A 23,032-nucleotide genomic window follows, 5' to 3' on the forward strand; every position below is an offset into this window, starting at 1 on the left:
GTTTATTCCACCAACGATAAAAGGACAGATAATGAAAAAGGTGTTGGTGCTAGGCGCCTCGGGTTACATTGGCTCTCAACTTCTTCCGTTACTTTTAGATAAAGGTTACGCCGTCACAGCAGCGGCGCGACATATTGATTATTTAGAGTCAAGAACTCAGCCTCACCCTAATTTAACGTTAAGGTATCTCGACTTGGCTGACGCAGAGACCACGAAGGCTGTAGTGAACGATTTTGATTTAGTATTTTTTCTCGTGCACGGGATGGCTCAAGGTGATGACTTTGTTGAGTACGAACTAAACCTTGCTTTGAACTTCAAATATGCGTTGGAACAAAGCTCCGTCGAGCATGTTATCTATTTGAGTGCCATTCAACCTCAAACCGGAAACTCTCGCCATTTAGCCGCTCGTAAAGCCACGGGAAAAATAATTCGACAGTCTGGTATTCCAGTAACTGAATTGCGTGCAGGCGTTATCATCGGCCCCGGCTCTGCCGCTTTCGAAATCATGCGTGACTTTGTCTACAACTTACCTATTTTGATCGCGCCTAAATGGGTCGACTCAAAAGCGAACCCTATCGCCTTGCCCAATCTCAACCACTATTTGTTGAAGTTAGCAGAAGCCCCCTATCCAGAAGAAAGTGAAATTTATGAAGTTGGAGGGCCAGATACACTTAGCTACCGCGAGCAGTTCAAAGTCATTTGCCGAATCACGAACAAGCCGTATCGGTTGTGGTCGACCCCGCTACTTACTCCGAAAATGGCATCGTACTGGCTAGGTTTAGTTACCTCAGTGCCAACTAGTATCGGTAAAGCATTACTTGCGGGCTTAGAGCACGACTACATTGCAGACTCTAAAGCGATTGAAGAACGATTTCCTCAAACGCTGATCAGCTACGAGCAAGCGGTAACTGATACCATTCAAGATGAAGGCACATTTGTACGCAGTAATGTCTGGGGGTTTGAACCCGCAGCGCTTCGTCGATGGCAACCAGGATATGGCTATTACCCAAAACAAGCTGGAGCGAGCATTAAAACCCAAGCCTCAGCGGCAGCATTATGGAAAGTGGCGCAAAAGATCGGGAGTCGCGAAAAAGGCTATTACTTTGCCAACATCTTGTGGCGTACACGTGAATGGCTCGATATCTTTTTTGGTGGCGGAAAACCGATTCGCGTTTCTCCTCCTGGACCAGAGCTTAAAGTCGGTGATTTTATTGACTCTTGGAAAGTGATTCGCTGCGATAATAATCAGTTTCTTTCACTGTTTTTTGGTATGAAAGGCCCAGGCCTTGGGCGTTTAGAAATTACCATCAAAGATCTCGGTGACGAACGAGAGCTGGATATTACCGCCTGGTGGCACCCGCAAGGGTTTCTTGGGCTGCTTTATTGGTTTGCAATGATGCCAGCCCATCTTTTCATATTTAAAGGCATGGTCAAAGCCATCGCGAAAGAAGCAAACCGTTTAGAAAACAAAAAGCCCCAATAACAGGGGCTTCTAAACACTCAAAATGTCACTTTAGTCAGCTTTGAACGAGAGTGGAATTTCGGCTAACTGGTTGCCTTCGTTTGCGGGAAAAATAAGGTACTCGCCATGGTATTTCACCATCGATTTGTAGTCTGTTACCTTATGTACCATAAAGCCCGCTTGCGCTGCTTTCTCAACAAACTCAGCATGATTGCCACGTACAAACCAACTCATTGGCTTTACGAGCAACTCGCCATCAAAACAGCTTTCGCATTGGTCTGCACATAACGCTAAAGAGTTTTGACCTTCAGTGAAGATTTGTACTTTGCCGCACCCAATCAGTTGCTCAGACGTCGAGACTTCCCAGCCTGCTTGCTCCATCAAATCAAGAAAAGACTCAATATCTGAATCTTTGAACACTTTGGAGTCTTCACCTTCAGGGAAGAATTGCGCATAAAAAGCAGAAATACGCTTGAAGATAAACAACAAACCAGCATCGTTCCCCTTTGAGCGACCTGCTTTTTGCCAACGCGTTAAGTCATCGCCTACCGTACGTCCGAAACGTTGTGATTTTAGCGCCTTTGTTACCCAACGCACTAAATAATGGTTATTCGCAACAGGGGCATTGGCTAACTTACCTGAGCGATGCTCTTGATCTAACTCTTCAAGTGCTGAGTTAACCAAGTTTTGAATTTCTTTGGTGTAATTCGACATTACGCCTTTCTTCCTAAAGTCCAATAAAACAGTGCTGAAAGCACAGAACAAGCAAACATTACGATGATCATCGGCCAAGCAACATTCCCGGGCAGTGATGCCACCAGCGCACCAACCAATGAACCGATACCGAATCTTAATGTCCCCGCTAGAGACGACGCCGTACCCGCCATTGATGGGTAACCACTTAAAAGCAGCGCCATCGCGTTACTACCTATCGTCGACAATGTACCGATAAACAGCACAACAAAAGGTACAATGCCCCATAATCCGAAGTCCATTAACCAACTTACGAATAAACCAATCCCCGCCAAAAGTTGCACGAACAACCCAAAACGAAGCATGGCATGGGAACCAACTTTCTTCACCAAGCGACCATTAATACTGGTCATGATGATCATCGCCACAATGTTCAAACCAAATAGGTAACCAAAGTGGTCTGGTCGAACACCATATAAATCAATATAAACAAACGAACCCGCCGTCAAAAATGCAAACATTCCGGAAAATGAAAACGCACCTGAGAGCATCAAACCGATCGCTTCAGGATTGGAGCATAATCTGGCGTAGTTTCTCAGCGTCGTGCGGAAACGAAGAGGCTGACGATTTTCAGGCTGTAACGTTTCAGGGATTTTCCAAAGTACGAGAAAAATCACAACTACAGCGAAAATAGCTAGTACCCAAAAAATGGAACGCCAACCAAACCAAATCGCGAGATGGCCACCGATCATCGGTGCCACCAACGGCGCAATAGTAATGACCAGAGTAACGAAGGACATTGCGCGTGCAAAGTCTTCACGGTCAAACATGTCACGCACGACGGCTTGGATAATGACCGCCGCTGCCGCGCCAGCAAAACCTTGTGCCGTACGTACATAGGTCAGCGCATCAATGCCATTTGTTGTCGCACTCACAACGGCAGCCAAGCCGAAGAAAAGTACGCCTAAAATCAACACAGGTCTGCGACCAAAGCTATCGGCGAGCGGCCCGTGAATTAACTGGCCGATCGCAAAACCCGCGGTATAAGCCGTCAACGTAATCTGAACCGCGCCAGGCGCGACCCCCAAATCTTTCGCAATTGTCGGCATCGCAGGCAAATACATATCGATCGCCAAAGGCGTCAAAGCACCAATCGCTCCTAGTACCAGAAACAATAGAAAACTGATTTGGGATTGCGGAGCACTTTGAGCTTTTTCTGTCATTCTTTTACCTCTTGTTGGAGCCCTACCGTCAATACTTGCAGAACAAAGTGAAAATAACGGACAGTTCTTATATCGCTGAATGTAGAAGCCAAAAACCTGTTCTATCCAACGTTCGAGAATCATAAGGGCAAATATGTACCAAGGTGTGACCTTGACGAACTCGACATAGAAAAGCATGTGAAAGCGAAATGTGTTTATGGGAAACAAACACAATGCAGTAAAAATGATGGCGTTGACACCATCATTCCATTCACCGTAGCCGAAGGCTTTGCAATAAGAGTATGCATGCCTCAGCTAAATGCAAAGGCGTATCACTGAGATGAGTAAACACACCGGAATTGTCTAGGCACTAATTTTGGTAGGAAAATTTATTTTGAGCCAATTCCTACCAAAAGACTAGTTCCTATTAGGAACTAAAGAATTTCCCATGCCGACAATTAATTCCAAATAGAATCAATTTCTTCTTGCGTGAGGTAGCGATAATCACCTGGTTCTAGTGCCTCATCAAGTTCGATAGAACCAATACGCTCACGATGTAAGTACTCAACTTTATTTCCTAACGCCGCGAACATACGTTTCACTTGGTGATACTTACCTTCCACGATAGTTAACAATACTTCATTCTCGGCCTCGTTCACGATTTCCAAACGAGCAGGCAATGTTGCTTCTGATTCATTGCGCAAAATGATGCCTTGTTCGAGCTTTTCCGCATAATCAGGCTGAATAGCATCGACGAGCCAAACACGGTACGTTTTCTCACACTTATGCTTAGGTGAGGTAATACGGTGAGACCACTTACCATCATCCGTAATCAACACTAAACCAGTTGTGTCGACATCTAATCGGCCCGCAAAGTGAAGGTTTTCAATTTTAGGCTCATCAAGCAATGCGAATGCAGTTTGGTTGTAGCCATCTTCATGTGAACAAACAAAGTCAGCAGGCTTATACAACATAATGTAACGAGGACCAGGAGCACCAATAACACGGTCTTCCCACATCACTTCCGCACCTTTAGGTACTTTAAATGCACCACTTTTTTGAACCTCGCCGTCAACGGTGATGTCTCCACTTTTGATGATCTTTGTTGCCTGTTTGCGTGTTGCACCCAGAGCGTCACACAAATATTTATCTAAACGCATGAATACCTCATTGAATTATACCCAAGTGACCTCTAAATCTTGGTTTAAAGGTCACTTGGGTATAAAAGTCAGGTATTATAGCGTTCCTCGTTCGAATAGTTGAGCAATTTCACATATTTTCATGTACACACTTCGTCCTTATCAAGCCGACTCGGTTAAAGCCGTTATTCATTACTTTCGTAAACACTCGACACCAGCAGTGATCGTGCTGCCAACCGGTGCCGGGAAAAGCTTGGTGATCGCAGAACTTGCTCGCCTTGCGAAAGGACGAGTGTTAGTCCTCGCCCACGTAAAAGAACTGGTCGAGCAAAACCACGCGAAGTATGAAGGTTATGGTTTAAAAGGTTCTATCTTCTCAGCAGGATTGGGACGAAAAGAAACTGACCAGCAAGTCGTGTTTGCTTCGGTTCAATCGGTCGTACGTAACTTAGATTCGTTCAAAAACCAGTTTTCTCTGCTCGTTATTGATGAGTGCCATCGTGTGCCAGATGACAAAAACAGCAGCTACCAAAAAGTTATTACTCACTTACGAGAACTGAACCCTGGCATTAAGGTGCTGGGACTAACTGCAACGCCCTATCGTTTAGGAATGGGCTGGATTTATCAGTATCACACCCGAGGTCAAGTGCGAACCGAAGAGCCTCGATTCTTCCGCGATTGTATTTTCGAACTGCCGATCCGTTACTTGCTCGACGAAAACTTCCTCACTCCAGCCCGCATGATGGATGCGCCCGTTTTGTCTTACGACTTCTCTCAGCTGAAGCCCGCTAACACCGGACGCTACAAAGAAGCAGAAATGGACATGGTGATCGATAAAGCCAAACGTGCGACTCCACAAATTGTTGAGCAAATCATGCAATATGCGAAAGAGCGCCAAGGGGTCATGATCTTCGCTGCAACTGTTCGACACGCACAGGAGATCCACAGTTTATTGCCAGAAGGCGAAACTGAAATCGTCATTGGTGATACACCTACGCTGGAGCGCGATGCGATCATCCAAGCGTTCAAGAATCGCCAAATAAAATACTTGGTCAATGTTTCGGTACTGACAACCGGTTTTGATGCGCCGCATGTCGATTTAATCGCGATTTTGCGACCAACAGAGTCAGTCAGTCTGTACCAACAGATAGTAGGACGAGGATTACGCTTATCAGACGGAAAATCAGAATGTTTAGTGCTTGATTACGCAGGCAACAGCTACGATTTATACCAACCTGAAGTCGGTGATCCCAAACCAGACTCTGACAGTGAAATTATCACGATTCCTTGCCCGGCTTGCGGATTCAATAACAATTTCTGGGGTAAGTTGGATAGCAACGGTTTCTTGGTTGAACATTTTGGCAGACGTTGCCAAGGTTACTTTGAAGATGAAGACACAGGCGAACGTGAACACTGTGGCTACCGTTTTCGTGCCAAATACTGCGGTGAATGTGGTGCGGACAACGATATCGCTGCACGAATTTGTCATGAGTGTGACGCGACGCTCGTTGACCCAGATAAAAAGCTAAAAGAAGCCCTTAATCTCAAAGATGCATTAATCTTTGAATGCACAGAAATGGACCTATCTGTATTTAAGTCCAGTGATGGTAAATCTCAACTAAAGGTGACGTATTCTGGTGAACCATACCAAGGCGAAGGCAATGCGTTAGTTCATGAGTTTTGGTCATTGAGTACCAAAAAACAAAAACAAACGTTTAAAGATCAGTTCGTACGCCCCCACTTAGCAGACAAGCATCGTCCTTTTGAAGAGGCTTCACCGACACGCGTTGTAGCTAATCAACATCGTTTCCGTTTGCCTCAGTTTGTTATTGCTAGAAAATCTGGTCGCTTTTGGAAGCTGCGGGATAAGATTTTTGAAGATGAGTTGAAATAACATCGACAACACATGGCAAAACTTAATTAGCTGATTCACTCTCTGTTCATCTATATCCGATATACTGCGGCTAACGCTCCAGAAAAGGTTTGACTATGTATAAAGCAACGACTTCTCTACATTCTGCGTTACTTTTCGGCCTTATCACGACATTCATGTGTGCACCAAGTTTTGCCAAGCATGGCAACGAGTACACATCACAAAATGGCCACGCCATCGTGCAAGATGTCGAAAAGCCAGGAACACGCATCGAATTCGATGAAGATCAAGATGAGGTCTATCGCGCGGTTCAACAAGGATATATACGACCATTTTCGGAACTTTACGCCGCAGTAGAAAACGACCTATACGGCCGCATCATCAAGGTCGAGCTTGAAGAAGATGATGATGCTTGGGTGTATGAATTGAAAATTCTGTACAACAATAGCGTCCTGAAAGTTGAGTACGACGCCGCCACGCTGGAAATGCTTGAGATCAAAGGTCGCAGCTTTAACAAAGCGTTAAAGCCGCAAAACAACTAAACTTGTCTAATGCGTAATCCAGACGCGATGCGTAGCTTACTTCGATAAAAACCCAAACATAATAAGAATCATCAATATGAAAATACTTGTTGTTGAAGATGATCCTCGTTTAGGCGAGCAAATCATCGAAACATTAGAAAGTACCGGCTGGGTACCAGAACTGTCCCAAGATGGCATAGACGCTCTGTATCGCGCGACTTCGGAAGAATGGGACGCCATTGTTCTTGACCTCGGCTTGCCAAAACTGGATGGTCTTACCGTCCTAAAAGGCATCCGAGATGAAAACATTAATACTCCTGTCGTGATTTTAAGCGCTCGCGACACCCTAACGCAGCGAGTTGAAGGCTTAAACGCAGGTGCAGACGATTACCTAACTAAACCATTTGAAATGGTTGAGCTTATCGCTCGTATTCGTGCACAGCTTCGAAGAGCCTCTGGTAATGCCTCTCCTGTGATGCAAATTGGCGACTTGAGCTTGGATACACGCACTTCTAAAGTCATGTGGCAAGGGCAAGCGGTAAGCTTGACGGCGCTAGAGTATAAAGTGGTCGCTTACTTTATGCATAACCCGGAAAAAGTGATTTCTCGAACCGAACTCGTCGAGCACATTTACAAACAAGACTTTGATCGTGACTCCAACACAATCGAAGTTTTTATCGGCCGAATTCGCAAAAAAATCGCACCAAAGATCATCAAAACTGTCCGAGGGTTGGGATACCAATTAAATGCCGAATAGAAACAGGCTACCGTTGAACGCAATAAAACGACTGAGTATCAAAAGTCGCCTCGTTTTAGCGGCGATCGTTTGGTTAACGGCAATGATCCTCGCCGCTGGTGTGACGATACCGACGCAGGTCTACAACTATATGGTTGATGACACTCGCTCACAGCTCAGCATTTTTATGGATGAAGTCGCAGCACAGTTAGAAGTCGATAACACCGGGCACCTTTCACTCGCAGCTCAGCTATCAGACCCTCGATTTAACCGACCTTACAGTGGTTTGTATTGGAGTGCCTCTACAGAGGCAAGCCTCGAACGTTCTCGTTCGTTGTGGGACAAAAAAATCGAATACAAAGGTTTGGATAAAGATGCGTATGGAGCAAGAGGCGAAAAACTAATTACGCTAGAAAAAGCACTGTATCTTCCTGATTACGATGGTCCTATTCACATTATTATTGGTATTGACGAAGAGCCCATTAAAAATACCCTTCAGACGTTAATCGGCCAACTTTGGCTTATTTTGGGTTTATTATTCGCGGGCGTGCTTACGGTCATTTTACTGCAAATTGCTTGGTCATTGAGTCCGCTTACAAAGCTACAAAAAGAATTAGCCGAGCTGAAGTCTGGTAATAAAAAGAGTCTAGAAGAAACCTACCCAAAAGAGATTTCTCCTCTAATCTTCGACCTCAATGCTCTGCTGTTCCATTACCAAGAATTACTAGAGAGAGCTCGCAATCATGCAGGTAACCTATCTCATGCACTTAAAACGCCACTTTCTGTTCTAAAAAATGAAGTTCAGACGTTAGAACCTGAGGCACAATCCCGTCTCCGAGCTCCAATCAATCAAATACAAGACCATATCGATTACCATTTGGGTCGTGCCCGTATGGCCGGATCGATGAACATATTATCAGTGAAGTCGAACCCTGCAGATCGTGTGGATGCTATCTCAATGGCGTTTGATAAAGTGTATGCGAGCCGAAGCATTACCTTAATTAATGAACTTGATTCAGAGCTGAATGTAGCAGTAGAGCAGACCGATCTCGATGAAATGCTAGGTAACTTGCTAGAAAATGGCTATAAGTGGGCCAACAGCATGATTCGTGTGCACTCCTCTCAGGATAAGGAAAATATACACATCATTATTGAAGATGATGGGCCAGGCATCCCTAAAGAGAAACTGAGTCAAGTAATCAAGAGAGGAGTTAGATTGGATGAAACAACCCCTGGCTCAGGCCTTGGTCTAAACATAGTCAGTGAAATGGCACACAGTTACCGAGGTCAATTAACATTGGATACAAGCGCTTTAGGTGGATTAAAAGCATCTTTAGTCTTACATCTCAGCCGAACATAAAGCATATAACAGTAAACTTTGTTCTTCGGACCTTGATCAGTAAACCGATGAAAATGAAGTCGATGTGAACAAAATCCAAGCAAAGCGTTAAAAGGGATAGCCTTCCACCCCGCTAAATCATACCTTTTTGTTGATTTGGATACGATTTGGGTTGCCCATTTATAAGTGGAATGATAGTATCCGCGCTCGCTTGAACAGTTCCTGTTTCAAGCTTTACCACGAACAACAAGGTCGCATTGTTGATTGTGAACATTTGATTTTTACTAATTTGAGAGTAAATACTATGAAATTCGAAGCAGTAGTACGTACTGAACTAGGTAAAGGTGCGAGCCGCCGCCTACGTCACGCTGGCAAATTCCCTGCAGTTGTATACGGCGGTGAAGAAGCAGCAGTAGCTATCGTTCTTAACCACGACGACATCGTAAACCAAATGGACAAGCCTGAATTCTACGAAGGCATCGTTCTAGTTATCGATGGCAAAGAAGTTAAAGTTAAGCCACAAGACGTTCAACGTCACGCGTTCAAGCCAAAAGTTGAACACATGGACTTCATCCGTATCTAATTCCCTACCAAGGAATTAATCGGATTAAATCCAAACCTTTTGCATAAAAGATAATCGGACTTACCAACCGAGACATCTACAAAATTTCAAAACCCCGGAGTCTTACCACCTCCGGGGTTTTACTATATTTGGCATATAGCATTTGATTTATGAACGGGCAATATACTTCACTAAAGTGAGATCGGTCAGCGTCATACTATCAATCACTTCCGACTCTTCCTCTCCAGTACGCACAAAACCACACTTCTTGTAAAAGTTAAGCCCCTGTTGATTAGTATCCAGTGCTTTCAAACTGATCTGCATAACTGACGTAGAGAGCAAACGTGTCTCTAACTCATCTAACAGTGCACTTCCTGCTCCTTGCCCATAATGTAGCGGCGTAACGTAGCAACATGTCACTAATGCCGTTTTATCTTCGCTGGTGTGGTTAGGTAACTCGTAACTTAAAAAGCCAACAATTTCTCCTTGCCTCTCAACTACGATCAATTGGGCCAGTTGCTCCGTCATCACTCGCGCCCACATCCTTTCTCGACGCTCAATCGTAAACTGCTCTATGTAGCTCTTTGGCATTAATCCTTTATACGCCACCTGCCAAGAATCAACGTGTATCTTGGCGATTTGGGCTGCTTCCTTTTTGAGTGCGTCCCTTACTGTGTATCTCATAAGCATCCTTTATTAGCGTTCACCACTTACAAATTCTTTTAACCCTACCCTTTAAACCAAAGCTCAAAGATAACGGCTACAGTCGCAACGCTTTACATTAATCTATTTCATTTTCATTAATTAAATGATAGTTCACATCATAATATTCGAAGAAGAACGATCCATTATTTACTTTTCATTTTGACTCATTAGGTTGAATCTATTTGTTTAAACACTCGAGTGTCAAATGCGGAATAAGCACGATAAGGTATCGGATGAGGATAAATAAACGATGCCTAAAGCATAAGGTTTCTAAACGATCGCAATTATAGTAAAGAGATAAATACAATTTTTGATAGAGTTTGGCAGAATAAAGCCATGATCAAATGAGTTTAAGCTCTGTGCTGTTCATTATGCATACAAACCGAACCCCTCATCATTAGAGCGAAAATTTATAACGATTTGTGTCATACCTATTAGGAAAAACATAAACTTGGCAAAATAATCACCAAAATCAGCGTAATACTTCGCAAAAATGCGCATTGATTCACACAAACAACACACATTCAATTAACTACCTCACAAAAAATAGAGCTAGCGATACAAAATAAATACTAAATACCAATTCTGTTTATTTATAGACGTAGTTTGCAGGCTTATTAATTCATTTCTCCGATAGAAGTATAAATAAGAGATAGATCACTAAAGTTTCACATTAATTCCGTATATTTCACGCCGTAACAATAACAAAATCACAAAGAAAGGATCCCTTATGAAGTTTTCCAAATCTCTTTTGGTAGTGGCAGTAGGCGCTGCGCTAGCAGGATGCGGCTCAGACAGCGACAATTCTCCAGTAACCTGCGAGACTGCAGATTCTTGTACTAAGTTCACCGTTCTCCACACTAACGATAACCATGGTCGCTTTTGGCATAACAGCGACGGCGAATACGGCATGGCTGCGCGTCACACTTTAATCGAATCTATCCGCGCAGAAGTCGAAGCAAAAGGCGGTGAAACCATTCTGCTATCTGGCGGTGATATTAATACCGGCGTACCAGAATCAGACATGCAAGATGCGGTTCCAGACTTCGTAGGGATGAACCTACTTGGTTACGATGCAATGGCTGTCGGTAACCACGAATTTGATAACTCACTAGATATTCTCGATATGCAAGCCGAGCTAGCTGACTTCCCTATGCTGGCTGCGAATATCTATAAAAAAGATACAAACGAGCGTTACTTCGACCCTTACAAAGTATTTACTATCAACGGCCTTAAGATCGCTGTTATTGGTCTAACAACGCAAGACACTGCGAAGCTAGTCAATCCAGACAACGTATCAAACATCCACTTCGAAGACCCTCAAGTAGAAATCAAAAAGGTACTGAAAGAAATCGAAGAGAACGAAAAGGTAGACCTAGTGTTTGCAACGACGCACATGGGTCACTACGAAGATGGCAAAAACGGTAGTGAAGCACCAGGTGACGTTAAACTCGCTCGCTCTCTTGAAGAAGGACAGCTAAACGCTATCATCGGTGGTCACTCACAAAACCCTGTATGTATGGAACCAGGTACCAATGAGTATGCTGATTTCAAACCTGGGGATGATTGTGCCCCAGACCAACAAAAAGGCACTTGGATTATGCAAGCGCATGAGTGGGGTAAATATGTGGGTCGTGCAGACTTCGAATACTACGACGGCAAGCTTCACTTAGCGAATTACGCACTGATTCCTGTAAACCTTCTAGACGAAAACGATGAAGTTATCGGTGAACGAATTCAACAAGATGCAACGGTAAAAGCGTTACTACTGCCATACCAACAACAAGGTCAAGAGTTATTAGATGAGAAGATTTCTAATACGACGGGTAAGTTAGAAGGTGATCGTAACGTAGTTCGCTCTCAACAAACTAACCTAGGTCACCTACTCGGCGAGGCATACCGTACTTACAAAACGGTAAATGCTGACTTTGGTGTGATGAACTCTGGCGGCGTGCGTGATTCAATCCAAGATGGTGATATCACTTACCGTGACGTACTAACGGTTCAGCCATTTGGTAACTTCGTGACTAAAGCAACTATGACAGGTAAAGAAGTTAAAGAATACTTAGATGTGGTTGCGACGAAATCTGCAGGCTCTGGTGCTTACGCTCAACTAGATAACATCACTTTAGATGTAAATTGTGATGCTGGCTCAGTAACCATTACCGATATTAACAATAAAGGCTTCGATCTAGACGCAACGTACACATTCTCTGTAATCAGCTTCAGTGCTGCTGGTGGCGATAACTATCCAATCATCGATGTTCAATCTACACAGCTAACCGATGCATACGTTTTGCGCGAGTTCTTCGTAAACAACCCACAAATCTCTGCGGATAACTACAACAAGAACTTAGAGAACATCAAGTACTTCAGTAATGGCCAACCAGTAAAAGGCTGTCCTGCATCTGGTAGCTAATACTCAACACCTTACCCCTGGCACTAAGAGCTTTTACAAGCAATTTCGTCAGGGCTTTCCTCAAAACCGAAGCTTTGTGCTTCGGTTTTTTATTTTCGATAAATTACTGAAAACTCTCCACCTTCACAATATGTTCAAAAATTGTTCATTTGTGTTATTGACGCCCCTGTGTTGGGCTTCTATGTTTGATAAGGTCTTTTAAATATGCAGGTTCATCGGCTAAATTTCGCGAAACATTTTTAATCGCATAGTCAATGATTCTGAGAAAGATGTGAATGGCGTTACAAACACTGCTCTCAAACAATTTGTCTTTGGACTTCAAACGATGGTGATGTGCCTCCACGCGCACACTAATGAGCAGCGATCTGGACGTCAATGTGTTCAAACTGCTGCCATCGAGTTCTGGAGGTCAAAAATGAAACGAGCCAGCAATAGCTACAGACTCCAAATGATCAAAGAAGTAGTTACCCGTAGAGAGCGTGAAGCTTGTACGGATCCTATGGCGAGATACATTCATCAACTCATGGATGAACGCCCAACAAGTAAATTAGATGTTGAATTCAATCATCGATTTTCAGGAAATCACTTCGACGAACAAGCGGGAGGCTGGGTTAGCGACCGTTGGTCGATGAAATAACGCCAATTACCGCTTTATAGGGAAAATGGATAGGAGATTCCCGGTTCTTAAAGGACACCTTGCCGGACCGGGAATATGTAAAAGCCTAATCAGAACCGAAAGCGAAGGCGTAACCCCACAGACTGAACAAGAGTTCTAGAATAAGTCTTGTTGAGGCGATGACTCATCTTGAAGCTGTTCTGGCTTCGTCTTCCCTGCCAACATCTTTCTTCTGTACCTTTGACGACACAACTTAATAACGTGCAACTGCTGAGCGGGGGTTAAGTTAAGCCAATTAAACCTTTCCTCTCTCTTTCTCATACACCCCTTGCAATACCCTTTTTCATCGGAGGTACATACTCCAACACAAGGGCTTGGGACAGTAAAAAACTCCAGTTGCTCCATACTAAAACCGCTCTTTCCATATTAGGGCGTATTGGCCTAGTTTAAATAATGAGAAGATTAGTCAGCAACAAAACTTGCTATATACTTCGTTATGTCAAAAACATACGAAACCATAACCTTATGCTGACAAAAACAGTGTTTTATTACTTATACTTACCGCGTTTATAAAAACGGAGTCTATAAAATGAAGCTTAGCCTAAAAACGTTAGTTACAGCAATCTCTCTCCCTGTTCTTATGACTGCTTGTGCTAGCAACGGTGATGATGTGAAAGAAATAACGGCTCAAGATTTGCAGCACCACAACTGGGAACTTGTTCAAGTTGATGGCAAAAATATCGTTCTAGACGAACACCAAAAAGCGGCTCGCCTAGAAATTGGTGAAAATCTAACCGCAAACGGCAACGCAGGTTGCAACAACTTCTTCGGTCAAGCCGAGCTGAAAAACAACCAACTACGCATCGAAAAAATGGGCATGACCATGAAGATGTGTATGGAAGATCAAATGAAGATCGAAAACGCAATGACACAAACACTATCTAACTGGAGCGATATCACGCTAACTAAAGATGGTCTTGTTCTGAAAAGTGCCGATCACGAATTGACGTTTACACTACGTGACTGGGTAAACTAATCCCAACTAAGTAAACCAAATAGTATTTTGAAAGCAGCCAGACGGCTGCTTTTTTTATGTCCACGAGTCATTGGTCGTGCATGCCAAAGTCATTTAAGTGACAAACTTTCTTTCTCTTTTGCCCTCAATTCCATGCTTTAAACATCAATTTTGCTCTGTAAAACAACCTATTCATATCTCTGGGGACAATAATTTTCAATTACTTGAAAGAATATCCTCAAACAAACGGTCCGCTCCTAGAATGACACCAAATTTGTCCTTTCTTCGTTTTGCTTCACATTGAGAGTAATTCTTTGAATCAATGAGTGATTCCGTTTGGGATTGGCATTGATAATAGAGAGAGATGAATTACTATCCTTGTAACAGAGCGGAACGACTTGCGAAAACGTCAATAGAAACGAAAGCAAGAACCAAAAGACATAACACGGAATAGATATGAAAAAGCTACTCAGCAGCATTGGCATTTTAGCCACGACTTTTGCGACACCTTCTTTTGCCGATTCATCAGTGAATAGCGAATGGCAAAAAATCGAACATCAAGCCGACGGGCAATCCGTCTACTTTCATGCTTGGGGCGGAAGCCAAGAAATTAATCGCTACATACAGTGGGCGAGTAGAGAGCTAAAATCACGTTATAACGTGACGCTAAACCACGTTAAAGTAACTGATATTTCTGAGACCACTACTCGACTTATCGCAGAAAAAGCGGCAGGCAAAAACAGCGGTGGCAGTGTTGATATGGTTTGGATCAATGGCGAAAACTTCAAATCAATGAAGGATAACCAATTGCTATTTGGTCCTTTTGTCGAAGGTTTGCCAAGCTGGCAATATGTGGATAAATCTCTACCAATTGATGTGGACTTCTCCGAGCCAACAGAAGGTCTAGAAGCACCTTGGGGAGTAGGACAATTAGTGTTTATCCATGACGAGCAAACCCTCCATAACCCTCCAAAATCATTCGCAGAAATGCTGAGCTATGCAAAAGCGTTCCCGAATCGCCTGACTTACCCTCGACCACCAGAGTTTCATGGCACAAGCTTTATCAAAGCATTACTCATTGAACTGTCTAACAACGCCCCTGAGCTGCAACAACCAGTTACCGATAACACGTTTGAGCAAGTCACTCAACCGCTGTGGTCTTATCTAGATGAGTTCCATAAAGTCGCTTGGCGCGGTGGTAAGCAGTTTCCAGGTGGTACAGCAGAAACCCTTCAGCTACTAGATGATGGTCAGACTGACCTGGCGATTACCTTTAACCCGAACGCGGTTTTCTCTGCGCAGTCGAGCGGTAATCTTGCAGAGAGCACCAAAGCGTACGCAATGGACGCAGGAGCACTCTCAAATATCCACTTTTTAGCGATTCCTTGGAACGCAAATGCCAGTGCTGGTGCACAAGTTGCGATAAACTTTTTATTGAGCCCTGAAGCACAGTCTCGCAAAGGTAACCTAAACATCTGGGGCGACCCTTCGGTACTAAGCAACCAATACCTAACTGGTTCGGCCAAAAACACTCAACAATTCAAATCTATCGCTGAGCCACATCCAAGTTGGCAAGCGGCGTTAGAAAAAGAATGGTTGAAACGCTACGGGAATTAGTAAGAATCCATGTTAAGAGCGCTGTATTTAGTCATTATCGCAGTTTGTATTTTGCCTACCATTCCGGGACTACTTGGAGTGGTGGTCTCTGCGCTCGGTTATGTGCCTCCTATCGGCTTGCACCACTTTTCTTTAGATGGCTTTAACGCTGTTTTTGATTGGGAGGGTGTTTGGACATCCATCGGGCTTACTTTCTACTCTGCCATTTTCAGTAGCTACTTGGCTTGCTTGATCACATTTGCGATTTTGCAAGCCTCTTGGGGCAGTAAGTTTTGGCGAAAAATTGAAGTAAGCCTCTCGCCACTTCTTGCCATGCCGCACGTAGCGTTTGCGATTGGCTTTGCGTTCTTGTTTGCCCCAACTGGTATGGGCGTTAGGGTTCTCAACCAACTGTTTGGTTACGACTCGAATGCACAAACGGTGAATGACTTAGCATTGCTGATTAAAGATCCGCACGCACTCGGTTTGATCATCATGCTTGCGATTAAAGAAGTGCCGTTTTTATTGTTGATGAGTATTCCAATTCTTCAGCAATTGAAAGTCGATAAGATTGAAAAAGTCAGTCATTCGATGGGCTACAGTTCGGCGCAAGCGTGGTGGAAATGCGTGTTCCCACAGTGGATAGCAAAACTGCGCTTTCCAATGCTGGCGGTATTGGCTTACAGTTTGTCCGTTGTCGATGTCGCCCTGATTATTGGCCCCACCAACCCGCCGACGTTTGCGGTTTTGGTATGGCAATGGTTTAACGATCCAGATTTATCGCTCCTACCAAGAGCGGCCGCTGGCGCAGTAATACTGTTTGCGATCGCAAGCCTTTTGATTGGATTTGCACGCTTAATGGAATGGTGTATTACCAAAGGCTTCAAACGCTGGCAGTACTCTGGTCGAAACGGGTTTCGTTTACCCGGTAAAACCCTATTTTCACTGGTCGCGCTACTTGCACTTCTAATGATTCCACTCATGGTGCTGTGGAGCTTTGCCCAACGTTGGCGCTTTCCAGATTTGCTCCCAAGCCGTTACAGCCTGCGTTTTTGGGAATACGAATGGCACAGTATTCTAGGGACTCTAGAACAAAGTATGTCAATCGCCCTAATCAGCGCGACTGTCGCGCTAGTTCTTGCTTTAATAGCACATGAGTATCGTCTCCGTTATCGCTGGCAGGTGCCCGGTTACATCATCGCCATCCCAATGCTGATTCCTCAGCTATCCGTGCTATTCGGTATGCAAATAGTGACGCTGTACTTAAACAGTAATGCGTATTTCTTTTGGGTATGTTGGGCGCATATATTCTTTGCGTTCCCATTTATTTACCTCTCGCTAGACGGTCCGTGGCGCAGCTTCGATAACGGCTTAACTCGCGCCGCACTCAGCTTGGGTAAATCACCGATGCAAGCTTGGTTAAAAGTGAAACTGCCAATCCTCCTGCCTGCAATTGCATTCGCGTGGGCTGTCGGTATTAGTGTCAGCCTGGCGCAATACCTACCAACATTGGTGCTAGGGGCTGGGCGCATTAGCACCATCACAACCGAAGCCGTTGCGCTATCCAGTGGTTTTGACCGACGTGTCACCGCGATTTACGCCATTTGGCAAGCACTCTTGCCGTTCTTGTTCTTCTCTTTTGCGATACTACTAAGCCGCTTACACATGAAGTATCGCCGCTTGTCTATAAAAGGTTTACTACTGAATGAGTCTTTGTCTCGAAAACCTCGCCATCCGTAAAGCCAATGGCGACACGCTTTTTTCAGCGTTCAACATGACTGTAGAGAAAGGTGAAATTGTTACTCTGATGGGACCAAGTGGTTGTGGTAAATCCACTTTGTTGGATGCCATTGCCGGGCACCTATCCGCCGAGTTCAACTACTCTGGATCCATTACGCTTGATAACGAAAAGTTGGATGCCCTCCCTGCCCATAAGCGTCAGGTCGGTATTCTATTCCAAGACGATTTGCTCTTCCCTCATTTAACGGTGTGGGAGAACCTTGCCTTCGCGCTACCAAACTCAATCAAAGGTGAAGAGCGTAAAGCTCACGCTATGCAAGCACTGAAGAACATTTCATTGACCAAACTAGCAGAGTCCTTTCCTGACCAAATTTCGGGAGGGCAACGTGCCCGTATCTCATTGACTCGTATGCTGCTAGCAAAGCCGAAAGTTGCGCTACTTGATGAGCCCTATAGCAAGCTGGATAAAGACCTGCGCGTGCAATTTCGCAATTGGGTGGTCGAACAATTGCAGCAAGCGAACATCCCTACTTTGATGGTAACGCACGATGAAGACGATATTCCTGATGGCAGCCGCTGCCTAAACTGGCCGTGGGAGACAAATCATGCTTGATAGCCTGAGTATAAAGCTCATCCGCAAACCGCTGGCACTCAGTGCGACATATCTCGATAAATGTGGTATCACTGCAAATCAGACGACAGTGTTTGGTTTTGTACTTGGCTGTTTTGCCCTGCCTGCTTTGATCGCCGAACAGTACTTGTTGGCGTTGCTGTTTATTTTGCTGAACAGAATCTGTGATGGGTTAGACGGTGCACTGGCAAGGATTCAAGGCATTACCGATGCGGGTGGCTTTCTTGATATCAGCTTAGATTTTTTGTTCTATTCGTTGATTCCTTTTGGCTTTGTGCTTGCCAACCCAGAGCACAATGCCGTTGCAGGCGCATTTTTGATTTTTTCCTTCATCGGCACTGGTAGTAGCTTTTTGGCTTTTGCCATCATGGCAGGAAAACAAGGCATCGATAATCCGGTATATAAAAACAAATCGCTTTACTACATGAGCGGCTTAACCGAAGGTACAGAAACCATTGGCTGCTTGGTTTTATTTTGTTTGCTACCGCAACACTTTGCCGTCATCGCGTATATCTTTGGCGCGGCATGCTGGTTTACTACTTTTACACGTATTTATTCAGGGTTTCATACGCTTAACGATCATTAATACTGCTTAGACAATCGCGTTTCCTTAAGGGACAAGCCGCTAAGCCACTGTTTTATAAAGCACCAAAACGCAGGTTAAATTGGGGTATATACTCTTTGAATGAAGAAACCATTCGGAGGCTATATGAAAAAACAGATTAATTTAGGCATGTTGCTCACCATTACTTGTGCGCTCGTGCTTGGCGGCTGTAGCTCACCTAACCCGTACGGAGATGCATACGGCTCATCCGACACTCGCAAAGTTCAGCAGGTTTACTACGGCACAGTAGAAAAAGTAGAACCCGTAACCATTGATGCCTCTACCCAATCCAATGCCATTGGCACCATCGCTGGTGCTGCCGTGGGCGGGATCTTAGGCTCAAAAGTTGGGGGCGGTTCTGGCTCGGATATCGCTGCCATTGGTGGTGGTCTATTGGGTGGCTATGCAGGCAGCAAAGCGGCTGAAGCAACCGCGAAAAGAAATGGCGTGAATCTGACCATTCGTTTAGAGGACGGAAAGATTATCTCTATTGTTCAAGAAGCAAATCCAAACATGATTTTCCAACCAGGCCAAGCGGTCCAAATCAATGTTTCTGGTAATGACGCTAGAGTCGTTCCTCGTTAATTCGGACGAACCAAACCTTTGGCCTGCTTTAATTCAAACACCTAACCCGCGCAAGCTTACATCACTGGCTTGTTAACTTGCGCGTTTCTTTTCGTATCAAACTTGATCGTCGTCAATGGAACATCAATCTCCCACACCTTTCGATGTTCAAATGACATCAAGTTGCTAGCATGAGCCCATTCCAGATAACTTTGGGTTTGTTATGACTCCGACTGTTGACCACGTACTCCTTAATATCGCGCTAAACCTCAGCTCAAATCGCTCTCACGAGCAGCAATATCAAAATCTCATTGATGGGGTCGCGCAAGTATTCCCATGTGATGCGAGCTGCCTGTTTATCTTCGATGAGGATAGGTTTCTAACTCCTGTCGCGGTAAAAGGCTTATCCAGCTCGGTCTTAGGTCGTCGCTATTTCCCCAAGGCGCACCCTCGCTTAGATGCCATTATTCATAGCCGTGAACCGGTGCGTTTCGATGCCGATTGTTCACTGCCGGATCCTTTCGACGGCACACTATTAACTGAAGACCAATGCATTGATGTTCACGATTGCATGGGCTTTAGCTTGTATGTCGAAGGCCAACTTGTTGGCGCACTAACGATGGATGCCCTAACGGTGGGCGCGTTTGATGGCATCGATCCTGTCGCTATCGAAACCTTTGCGGCTTTGACCGCTGCGACATTGCGTAACATTGCTCAGTTAAAAGCGCTCAAAGCGCAAAACCAGAAGCAAAAAAGCGTCACTCAAACCCTTATCCAGCAAGCCCGTTCTCAACATGGCGAAATGGTGGGTTTGAGTCCACAGGTCAACCAGTTACGAAACAACATTGCGACTGTTGCTCAATCAGATTACGCAGTACTTATCACAGGAGAGACCGGTACTGGTAAAGAACTGGTCGCGCACTCGGTACACGCGCAATCTCATCGTAGCGATAAGCCGATGATTTACGTCAACTGTGCGGCCCTGCCTGAAGGTCTGGCTGAGAGTGAACTGTTTGGCCATGTCAAAGGCGCATTTACAGGTGCTAATAGCCACCGTGCCGGTAAGTTTGAACTGGCAGACGGTGGAACGATTTTCCTTGATGAAGTGGGCGAACTGCCTATGATTTTGCAAGCAAAATTGCTGCGCGTAATTCAGCAAGGCGAGCTGCAACGTGTGGGTAGCGATCAGCATTTGATGGTCAATGTGCGCATCATCGCCGCGACCAATCGACAATTAGAAAAAGAGGTCGAAGCTGGCACGTTTCGAGCAGACCTTTTCCACCGTTTAAACGTATTCCCAATCCAAGTCCCCCCACTTCGTGCCCGTGACGGTGATATTCCCGTTTTAGCCGGATATCTGTTAGAAAAGGTACGCCAACAATTTAATGCGTCCAATCTTCACGTTCACCCTAAAGTGTTGACTCAACTGGAGTCTTTACCTTGGTACGGAAACGTACGCGAGCTCGAACACACTTTAACTCGCGCGGCTTTACACGCCATTCAACAAGGTGCAAGCACGATCATGCTTAACCATTTTGACACCTCATTGGCTCTCGGTGATGTAAAAAACACATCGCATTATTTACCCAAAGAAAGCCAACCAATGCGAGAACTGATAGAAAGCTATCAACGTGATTTAATTGAACATGCTTTAAGCCAAACTGGTGGCGTTTGGGCAAAAGCAGCGGAGTTTTTGCAAATGGATCGCGGGAACTTATATCGGATGGGTAAAAAGCTCGGGATCAATAAATAACCAACCACAAGAAGCCGATGTAATTAAGACATCACCCCCGTTGTCTTAATTACATCAATCATTCACCTAAAAACAATAAAATCCTATATAAATCAACAAAATAAAAATTGGCACACATTCTGCTCTCTAGCGGTCAACATCACGACTATTAAAACAATCACTGGAGAACCCAATATGTTCTGTATTCAATGTGAACAGACAATTCAAACCCCTGCTGTTAAAGGTTGTTCTTTTGCACAAGGTATGTGTGGTAAAACTTCTGAAGTATCTGACCTGCAAGACGTGTTGGTTTACACACTGCAAGGGGTTTCTTTTTGGGCATCAAAAGCACTTGAATTCAACATCATTAACGATGAAATCAACCAATGGGCACCAAAAGCATTTTTCTCTACATTGACGAACGTAAACTTTGACCCTGAACGTGTCCTAGAGCTAACTTCTCAAGCAGCAACGTACAAAGCATTGCTAAAAGAGCAAGTGATATCGGCAGCAACGCTTGCTGATACCGAAGTTGCAGACATCCCTGTTGTTGCTCACTTTGAGCTACCAAATAGCGCAGAAGCGATCTTAGCTTTTGCTCCTCAAGTTGCCGTTAACCGTGGTAAAGACCAAGTACATGAAGATGTGATTGGCCTGCGTCTACTTTGCCTATACGGCCTTAAAGGTGCAGCCGCGTACATGGAGCACGCACGTGTTCTTGAGCAAACCAACAACGATATCTATGCCGAATACCATGAAATCATGGCGTGGTTGGGCACAGACCCTGAAGATCTCGGCGAACTACTTGATTGCTCAATGCGCATCGGCCTGATGAACTACAAAGTGATGGAAATGCTCGACCAAGGTGAAACAATGACCTTCGGCCATCCAGAACCAACCACGGTGAACGTCAAGCCAGTAAAAGGTAAATGTATTCTTGTTTCTGGCCATGATTTGCATGACCTAGAAAAAATCCTGCAACAGACCGAAGGCAAAGGCATTAACGTTTACACCAATGGTGAAATGCTGCCTGCACACGGCTACCCTGAGCTGAAGAAATACTCTCACCTTGTCGGTAACTACGGCAGCGCATGGCAAAACCAGCAGAAAGAATTCGCCAACTTCCCTGGTGCAATCGTAATGACGTCAAACTGCTTGTTGAATCCAAATGTGGGTCAATACGCAGACCGTTTATTCACTCGTAGTATTGTTGGCTGGCCTGGTGTGGCTCACATCGAAGGCGATGATTTTAGCCAAGTGATTGAATGTGCTCTAGCGCAAGACGGTTTCCAACACGATGAAATCGAACACCACATCACGGTTGGTTTTGGTCGCAATGCACTGATGAACGCCGCCCCTGCGGTTATCGACCAAGTGAAGCAAGGCAACATCAAACACTTCTTCCTAGTCGGCGGTTGTGATGGTGATAAAGCGGAACGCAGCTACTACACCGATTTTACGGCTGAAGCGCCAGAAAACACGCTAATCCTGACCTTGGCGTGTGGTAAGTTCCGCTTCAACAAGAATACGTTCGGAGATATCAACGGCATCCCTCGCCTATTGGATGTGGGCCAATGTAACGATGCTTACTCTGCAATCCAGCTTGCACTTGCACTGGCGAAAGAGTTTGACTGTGACATCAATGAACTGCCACTCACGCTTGTGCTTTCTTGGTTCGAGCAAAAAGCGATCGTTATCTTGCTAACGCTATTTGCATTGGGCGTGAAAGGCATTTACACAGGCCCTACTGCACCAGCATTCCTAACGCCAAACCTAATCGCCATCATCCAAGAGAAGTTCGATATGCGCAGTATTGGCAATGTTCAGGATGATCTAAAAGCCATCCTAGCAGCCTAATAAACCTGCTTGTTACGCGCCTCCTT

General features: G+C 44.7%; 21 protein-coding genes. 16 read left to right on the top strand and 5 right to left on the bottom strand.

Annotated features, from left to right (window positions below):
* Positions 1 to 31 precede the first annotated feature (31 nt).
* A complete protein-coding gene (locus R8N47_RS06000; protein WP_064353822.1) occupies positions 32 to 1,483 on the top strand; it encodes a DUF2867 domain-containing protein in 1,452 nt (483 codons plus the stop codon).
* Between the two features lie 30 nt (positions 1,484 to 1,513).
* Here R8N47_RS06000 and R8N47_RS06005 read toward each other — a convergent pair whose 3' ends face one another.
* The 3 genes from R8N47_RS06005 to rsuA all read right to left on the bottom strand — a co-directional run bounded on the left by R8N47_RS06005 (position 1,514) and on the right by rsuA (position 4,517).
* Positions 1,514 to 2,176, bottom strand: a complete 663-nt coding sequence (locus R8N47_RS06005) for a DUF2913 family protein (RefSeq protein ID WP_005378053.1) — start codon at positions 2,174 to 2,176, stop codon at positions 1,514 to 1,516.
* A complete protein-coding gene (locus R8N47_RS06010) occupies positions 2,176 to 3,378 on the bottom strand; it encodes a Bcr/CflA family multidrug efflux MFS transporter (RefSeq protein WP_017820848.1) in 1,203 nt (400 codons plus the stop codon). Before R8N47_RS06010 ends, R8N47_RS06005 begins: the two co-directional genes overlap by 1 nt.
* A 437-nt stretch (positions 3,379 to 3,815) precedes the next feature.
* On the bottom strand, positions 3,816 to 4,517 hold the full coding sequence (gene rsuA, locus R8N47_RS06015) for a 16S rRNA pseudouridine(516) synthase RsuA (protein ID WP_005388670.1): 702 nt from the start codon (positions 4,515 to 4,517) through the stop codon (positions 3,816 to 3,818).
* A gap of 121 nt (positions 4,518 to 4,638) precedes the next feature.
* Between rsuA and R8N47_RS06020 the strand changes: the two genes are divergently transcribed.
* The 5 genes from R8N47_RS06020 to rplY all read left to right on the top strand — a co-directional run bounded on the left by R8N47_RS06020 (position 4,639) and on the right by rplY (position 9,548).
* Positions 4,639 to 6,390, top strand: coding sequence for a DEAD/DEAH box helicase (locus tag R8N47_RS06020; protein ID WP_064353821.1), 1,752 nt, complete (start codon positions 4,639 to 4,641; stop codon positions 6,388 to 6,390).
* A gap of 155 nt (positions 6,391 to 6,545) precedes the next feature.
* Positions 6,546 to 6,911 carry a PepSY domain-containing protein gene (locus R8N47_RS06025; RefSeq protein WP_372008595.1) on the top strand — a complete coding sequence of 122 codons (366 nt, stop codon included), beginning with the start codon at positions 6,546 to 6,548 and terminating at the stop codon, positions 6,909 to 6,911.
* Positions 6,912 to 6,987: 76 nt separating this feature from the next.
* Positions 6,988 to 7,647, top strand: a complete 660-nt coding sequence (locus R8N47_RS06030) for a response regulator transcription factor (protein ID WP_005378073.1) — start codon at positions 6,988 to 6,990, stop codon at positions 7,645 to 7,647.
* Positions 7,637 to 8,986: an ATP-binding protein gene (locus tag R8N47_RS06035; RefSeq protein ID WP_005378071.1), complete on the top strand. Its 1,350-nt coding sequence runs from the start codon at positions 7,637 to 7,639 to the stop codon at positions 8,984 to 8,986. The genes R8N47_RS06030 and R8N47_RS06035 overlap by 11 nt, the downstream gene beginning before the upstream one ends.
* Before the next feature lie 283 nt (positions 8,987 to 9,269).
* Entirely contained in the window at positions 9,270 to 9,548 is a 279-nt protein-coding gene (gene rplY / locus R8N47_RS06040; RefSeq protein WP_005378066.1) for a 50S ribosomal protein L25, read from the top strand.
* A gap of 147 nt (positions 9,549 to 9,695) precedes the next feature.
* On the opposite strand, the gene R8N47_RS06045 is transcribed toward rplY, so the two are convergent.
* A complete protein-coding gene (locus R8N47_RS06045) occupies positions 9,696 to 10,211 on the bottom strand; it encodes a GNAT family N-acetyltransferase (RefSeq protein WP_064353820.1) in 516 nt (171 codons plus the stop codon).
* Positions 10,212 to 10,962: 751 nt separating this feature from the next.
* Between R8N47_RS06045 and ushA the strand changes: the two genes are divergently transcribed.
* Positions 10,963 to 12,651 (top strand): bifunctional UDP-sugar hydrolase/5'-nucleotidase UshA, encoded by a 1,689-nt coding sequence (gene ushA, locus R8N47_RS06050; protein WP_017634888.1) that lies wholly within the window; start codon positions 10,963 to 10,965, stop codon positions 12,649 to 12,651.
* Positions 12,652 to 13,066: 415 nt separating this feature from the next.
* A complete protein-coding gene (locus R8N47_RS06055) occupies positions 13,067 to 13,288 on the top strand; it encodes a hypothetical protein (protein ID WP_005386686.1) in 222 nt (73 codons plus the stop codon).
* 135 nt (positions 13,289 to 13,423) lie between these two features.
* On the opposite strand, the gene R8N47_RS06060 is transcribed toward R8N47_RS06055, so the two are convergent.
* Positions 13,424 to 13,672, bottom strand: coding sequence for a DUF1289 domain-containing protein (locus R8N47_RS06060; protein WP_005378062.1), 249 nt, complete (start codon positions 13,670 to 13,672; stop codon positions 13,424 to 13,426).
* A 184-nt stretch (positions 13,673 to 13,856) separates the two neighbouring features.
* Between R8N47_RS06060 and R8N47_RS06065 the strand changes: the two genes are divergently transcribed.
* The 8 genes from R8N47_RS06065 to hcp all read left to right on the top strand — a co-directional run bounded on the left by R8N47_RS06065 (position 13,857) and on the right by hcp (position 23,006).
* Positions 13,857 to 14,303 carry an META domain-containing protein gene (locus tag R8N47_RS06065; protein ID WP_005378077.1) on the top strand — a complete coding sequence of 149 codons (447 nt, stop codon included), beginning with the start codon at positions 13,857 to 13,859 and terminating at the stop codon, positions 14,301 to 14,303.
* Positions 14,304 to 14,738: 435 nt separating this feature from the next.
* Positions 14,739 to 15,899: an ABC transporter substrate-binding protein gene (locus R8N47_RS06070; protein WP_064353819.1), complete on the top strand. Its 1,161-nt coding sequence runs from the start codon at positions 14,739 to 14,741 to the stop codon at positions 15,897 to 15,899.
* Between the two features lie 9 nt (positions 15,900 to 15,908).
* The gene (locus tag R8N47_RS06075; protein ID WP_064353818.1) at positions 15,909 to 17,618 is read left to right on the top strand and encodes an ABC transporter permease; all 1,710 of its coding nucleotides are present in this window, start codon (positions 15,909 to 15,911) and stop codon (positions 17,616 to 17,618) included.
* Positions 17,584 to 18,231 (top strand): ATP-binding cassette domain-containing protein, encoded by a 648-nt coding sequence (locus R8N47_RS06080; protein ID WP_064353817.1) that lies wholly within the window; start codon positions 17,584 to 17,586, stop codon positions 18,229 to 18,231. The genes R8N47_RS06075 and R8N47_RS06080 overlap by 35 nt, the downstream gene beginning before the upstream one ends.
* Positions 18,224 to 18,835 carry a CDP-alcohol phosphatidyltransferase family protein gene (locus R8N47_RS06085; protein WP_033905112.1) on the top strand — a complete coding sequence of 204 codons (612 nt, stop codon included), beginning with the start codon at positions 18,224 to 18,226 and terminating at the stop codon, positions 18,833 to 18,835. The genes R8N47_RS06080 and R8N47_RS06085 overlap by 8 nt, the downstream gene beginning before the upstream one ends.
* A 123-nt stretch (positions 18,836 to 18,958) precedes the next feature.
* A complete protein-coding gene (locus R8N47_RS06090; protein ID WP_005386695.1) occupies positions 18,959 to 19,438 on the top strand; it encodes a glycine zipper 2TM domain-containing protein in 480 nt (159 codons plus the stop codon).
* 202 nt (positions 19,439 to 19,640) lie between these two features.
* Complete coding sequence (gene norR / locus R8N47_RS06095) at positions 19,641 to 21,170, top strand: nitric oxide reductase transcriptional regulator NorR (protein WP_064353816.1); 1,530 nt, start codon at positions 19,641 to 19,643, stop codon at positions 21,168 to 21,170.
* A gap of 174 nt (positions 21,171 to 21,344) precedes the next feature.
* Complete coding sequence (gene hcp, locus R8N47_RS06100; protein WP_064353815.1) at positions 21,345 to 23,006, top strand: hydroxylamine reductase; 1,662 nt, start codon at positions 21,345 to 21,347, stop codon at positions 23,004 to 23,006.
* The last annotated feature ends 26 nt before the right edge of the window (positions 23,007 to 23,032 follow it).

Source organism: Vibrio sp. 2132-1 (assembly GCF_033344315.1).

Excerpts from the sequence above, each read along its gene's own strand:
- R8N47_RS06000 (WP_064353822.1), top strand. The coding sequence starts at position 32 with ATGAAAAAGGTGTTGGTGCTAGGCGCCTCGGGTTACATTGGCTCTCAA.
- R8N47_RS06005 (WP_005378053.1), bottom strand. The coding sequence starts at position 2,176 with ATGTCGAATTACACCAAAGAAATTCAAAACTTGGTTAACTCAGCACTT.
- R8N47_RS06010 (WP_017820848.1), bottom strand. The coding sequence starts at position 3,378 with ATGACAGAAAAAGCTCAAAGTGCTCCGCAATCCCAAATCAGTTTTCTA.
- rsuA (WP_005388670.1), bottom strand. The coding sequence starts at position 4,517 with ATGCGTTTAGATAAATATTTGTGTGACGCTCTGGGTGCAACACGCAAA.
- R8N47_RS06020 (WP_064353821.1), top strand. The coding sequence starts at position 4,639 with ATGTACACACTTCGTCCTTATCAAGCCGACTCGGTTAAAGCCGTTATT.
- R8N47_RS06025 (WP_372008595.1), top strand. The coding sequence starts at position 6,546 with ATGTGTGCACCAAGTTTTGCCAAGCATGGCAACGAGTACACATCACAA.
- R8N47_RS06030 (WP_005378073.1), top strand. The coding sequence starts at position 6,988 with ATGAAAATACTTGTTGTTGAAGATGATCCTCGTTTAGGCGAGCAAATC.
- R8N47_RS06035 (WP_005378071.1), top strand. The coding sequence starts at position 7,637 with ATGCCGAATAGAAACAGGCTACCGTTGAACGCAATAAAACGACTGAGT.
- rplY (WP_005378066.1), top strand. The coding sequence starts at position 9,270 with ATGAAATTCGAAGCAGTAGTACGTACTGAACTAGGTAAAGGTGCGAGC.
- R8N47_RS06045 (WP_064353820.1), bottom strand. The coding sequence starts at position 10,211 with ATGAGATACACAGTAAGGGACGCACTCAAAAAGGAAGCAGCCCAAATC.
- ushA (WP_017634888.1), top strand. The coding sequence starts at position 10,963 with ATGAAGTTTTCCAAATCTCTTTTGGTAGTGGCAGTAGGCGCTGCGCTA.
- R8N47_RS06055 (WP_005386686.1), top strand. The coding sequence starts at position 13,067 with ATGAAACGAGCCAGCAATAGCTACAGACTCCAAATGATCAAAGAAGTA.
- R8N47_RS06060 (WP_005378062.1), bottom strand. The coding sequence starts at position 13,672 with ATGGAGCAACTGGAGTTTTTTACTGTCCCAAGCCCTTGTGTTGGAGTA.
- R8N47_RS06065 (WP_005378077.1), top strand. The coding sequence starts at position 13,857 with ATGAAGCTTAGCCTAAAAACGTTAGTTACAGCAATCTCTCTCCCTGTT.
- R8N47_RS06070 (WP_064353819.1), top strand. The coding sequence starts at position 14,739 with ATGAAAAAGCTACTCAGCAGCATTGGCATTTTAGCCACGACTTTTGCG.
- R8N47_RS06075 (WP_064353818.1), top strand. The coding sequence starts at position 15,909 with ATGTTAAGAGCGCTGTATTTAGTCATTATCGCAGTTTGTATTTTGCCT.
- R8N47_RS06080 (WP_064353817.1), top strand. The coding sequence starts at position 17,584 with ATGAGTCTTTGTCTCGAAAACCTCGCCATCCGTAAAGCCAATGGCGAC.
- R8N47_RS06085 (WP_033905112.1), top strand. The coding sequence starts at position 18,224 with ATGCTTGATAGCCTGAGTATAAAGCTCATCCGCAAACCGCTGGCACTC.
- R8N47_RS06090 (WP_005386695.1), top strand. The coding sequence starts at position 18,959 with ATGAAAAAACAGATTAATTTAGGCATGTTGCTCACCATTACTTGTGCG.
- norR (WP_064353816.1), top strand. The coding sequence starts at position 19,641 with ATGACTCCGACTGTTGACCACGTACTCCTTAATATCGCGCTAAACCTC.
- hcp (WP_064353815.1), top strand. The coding sequence starts at position 21,345 with ATGTTCTGTATTCAATGTGAACAGACAATTCAAACCCCTGCTGTTAAA.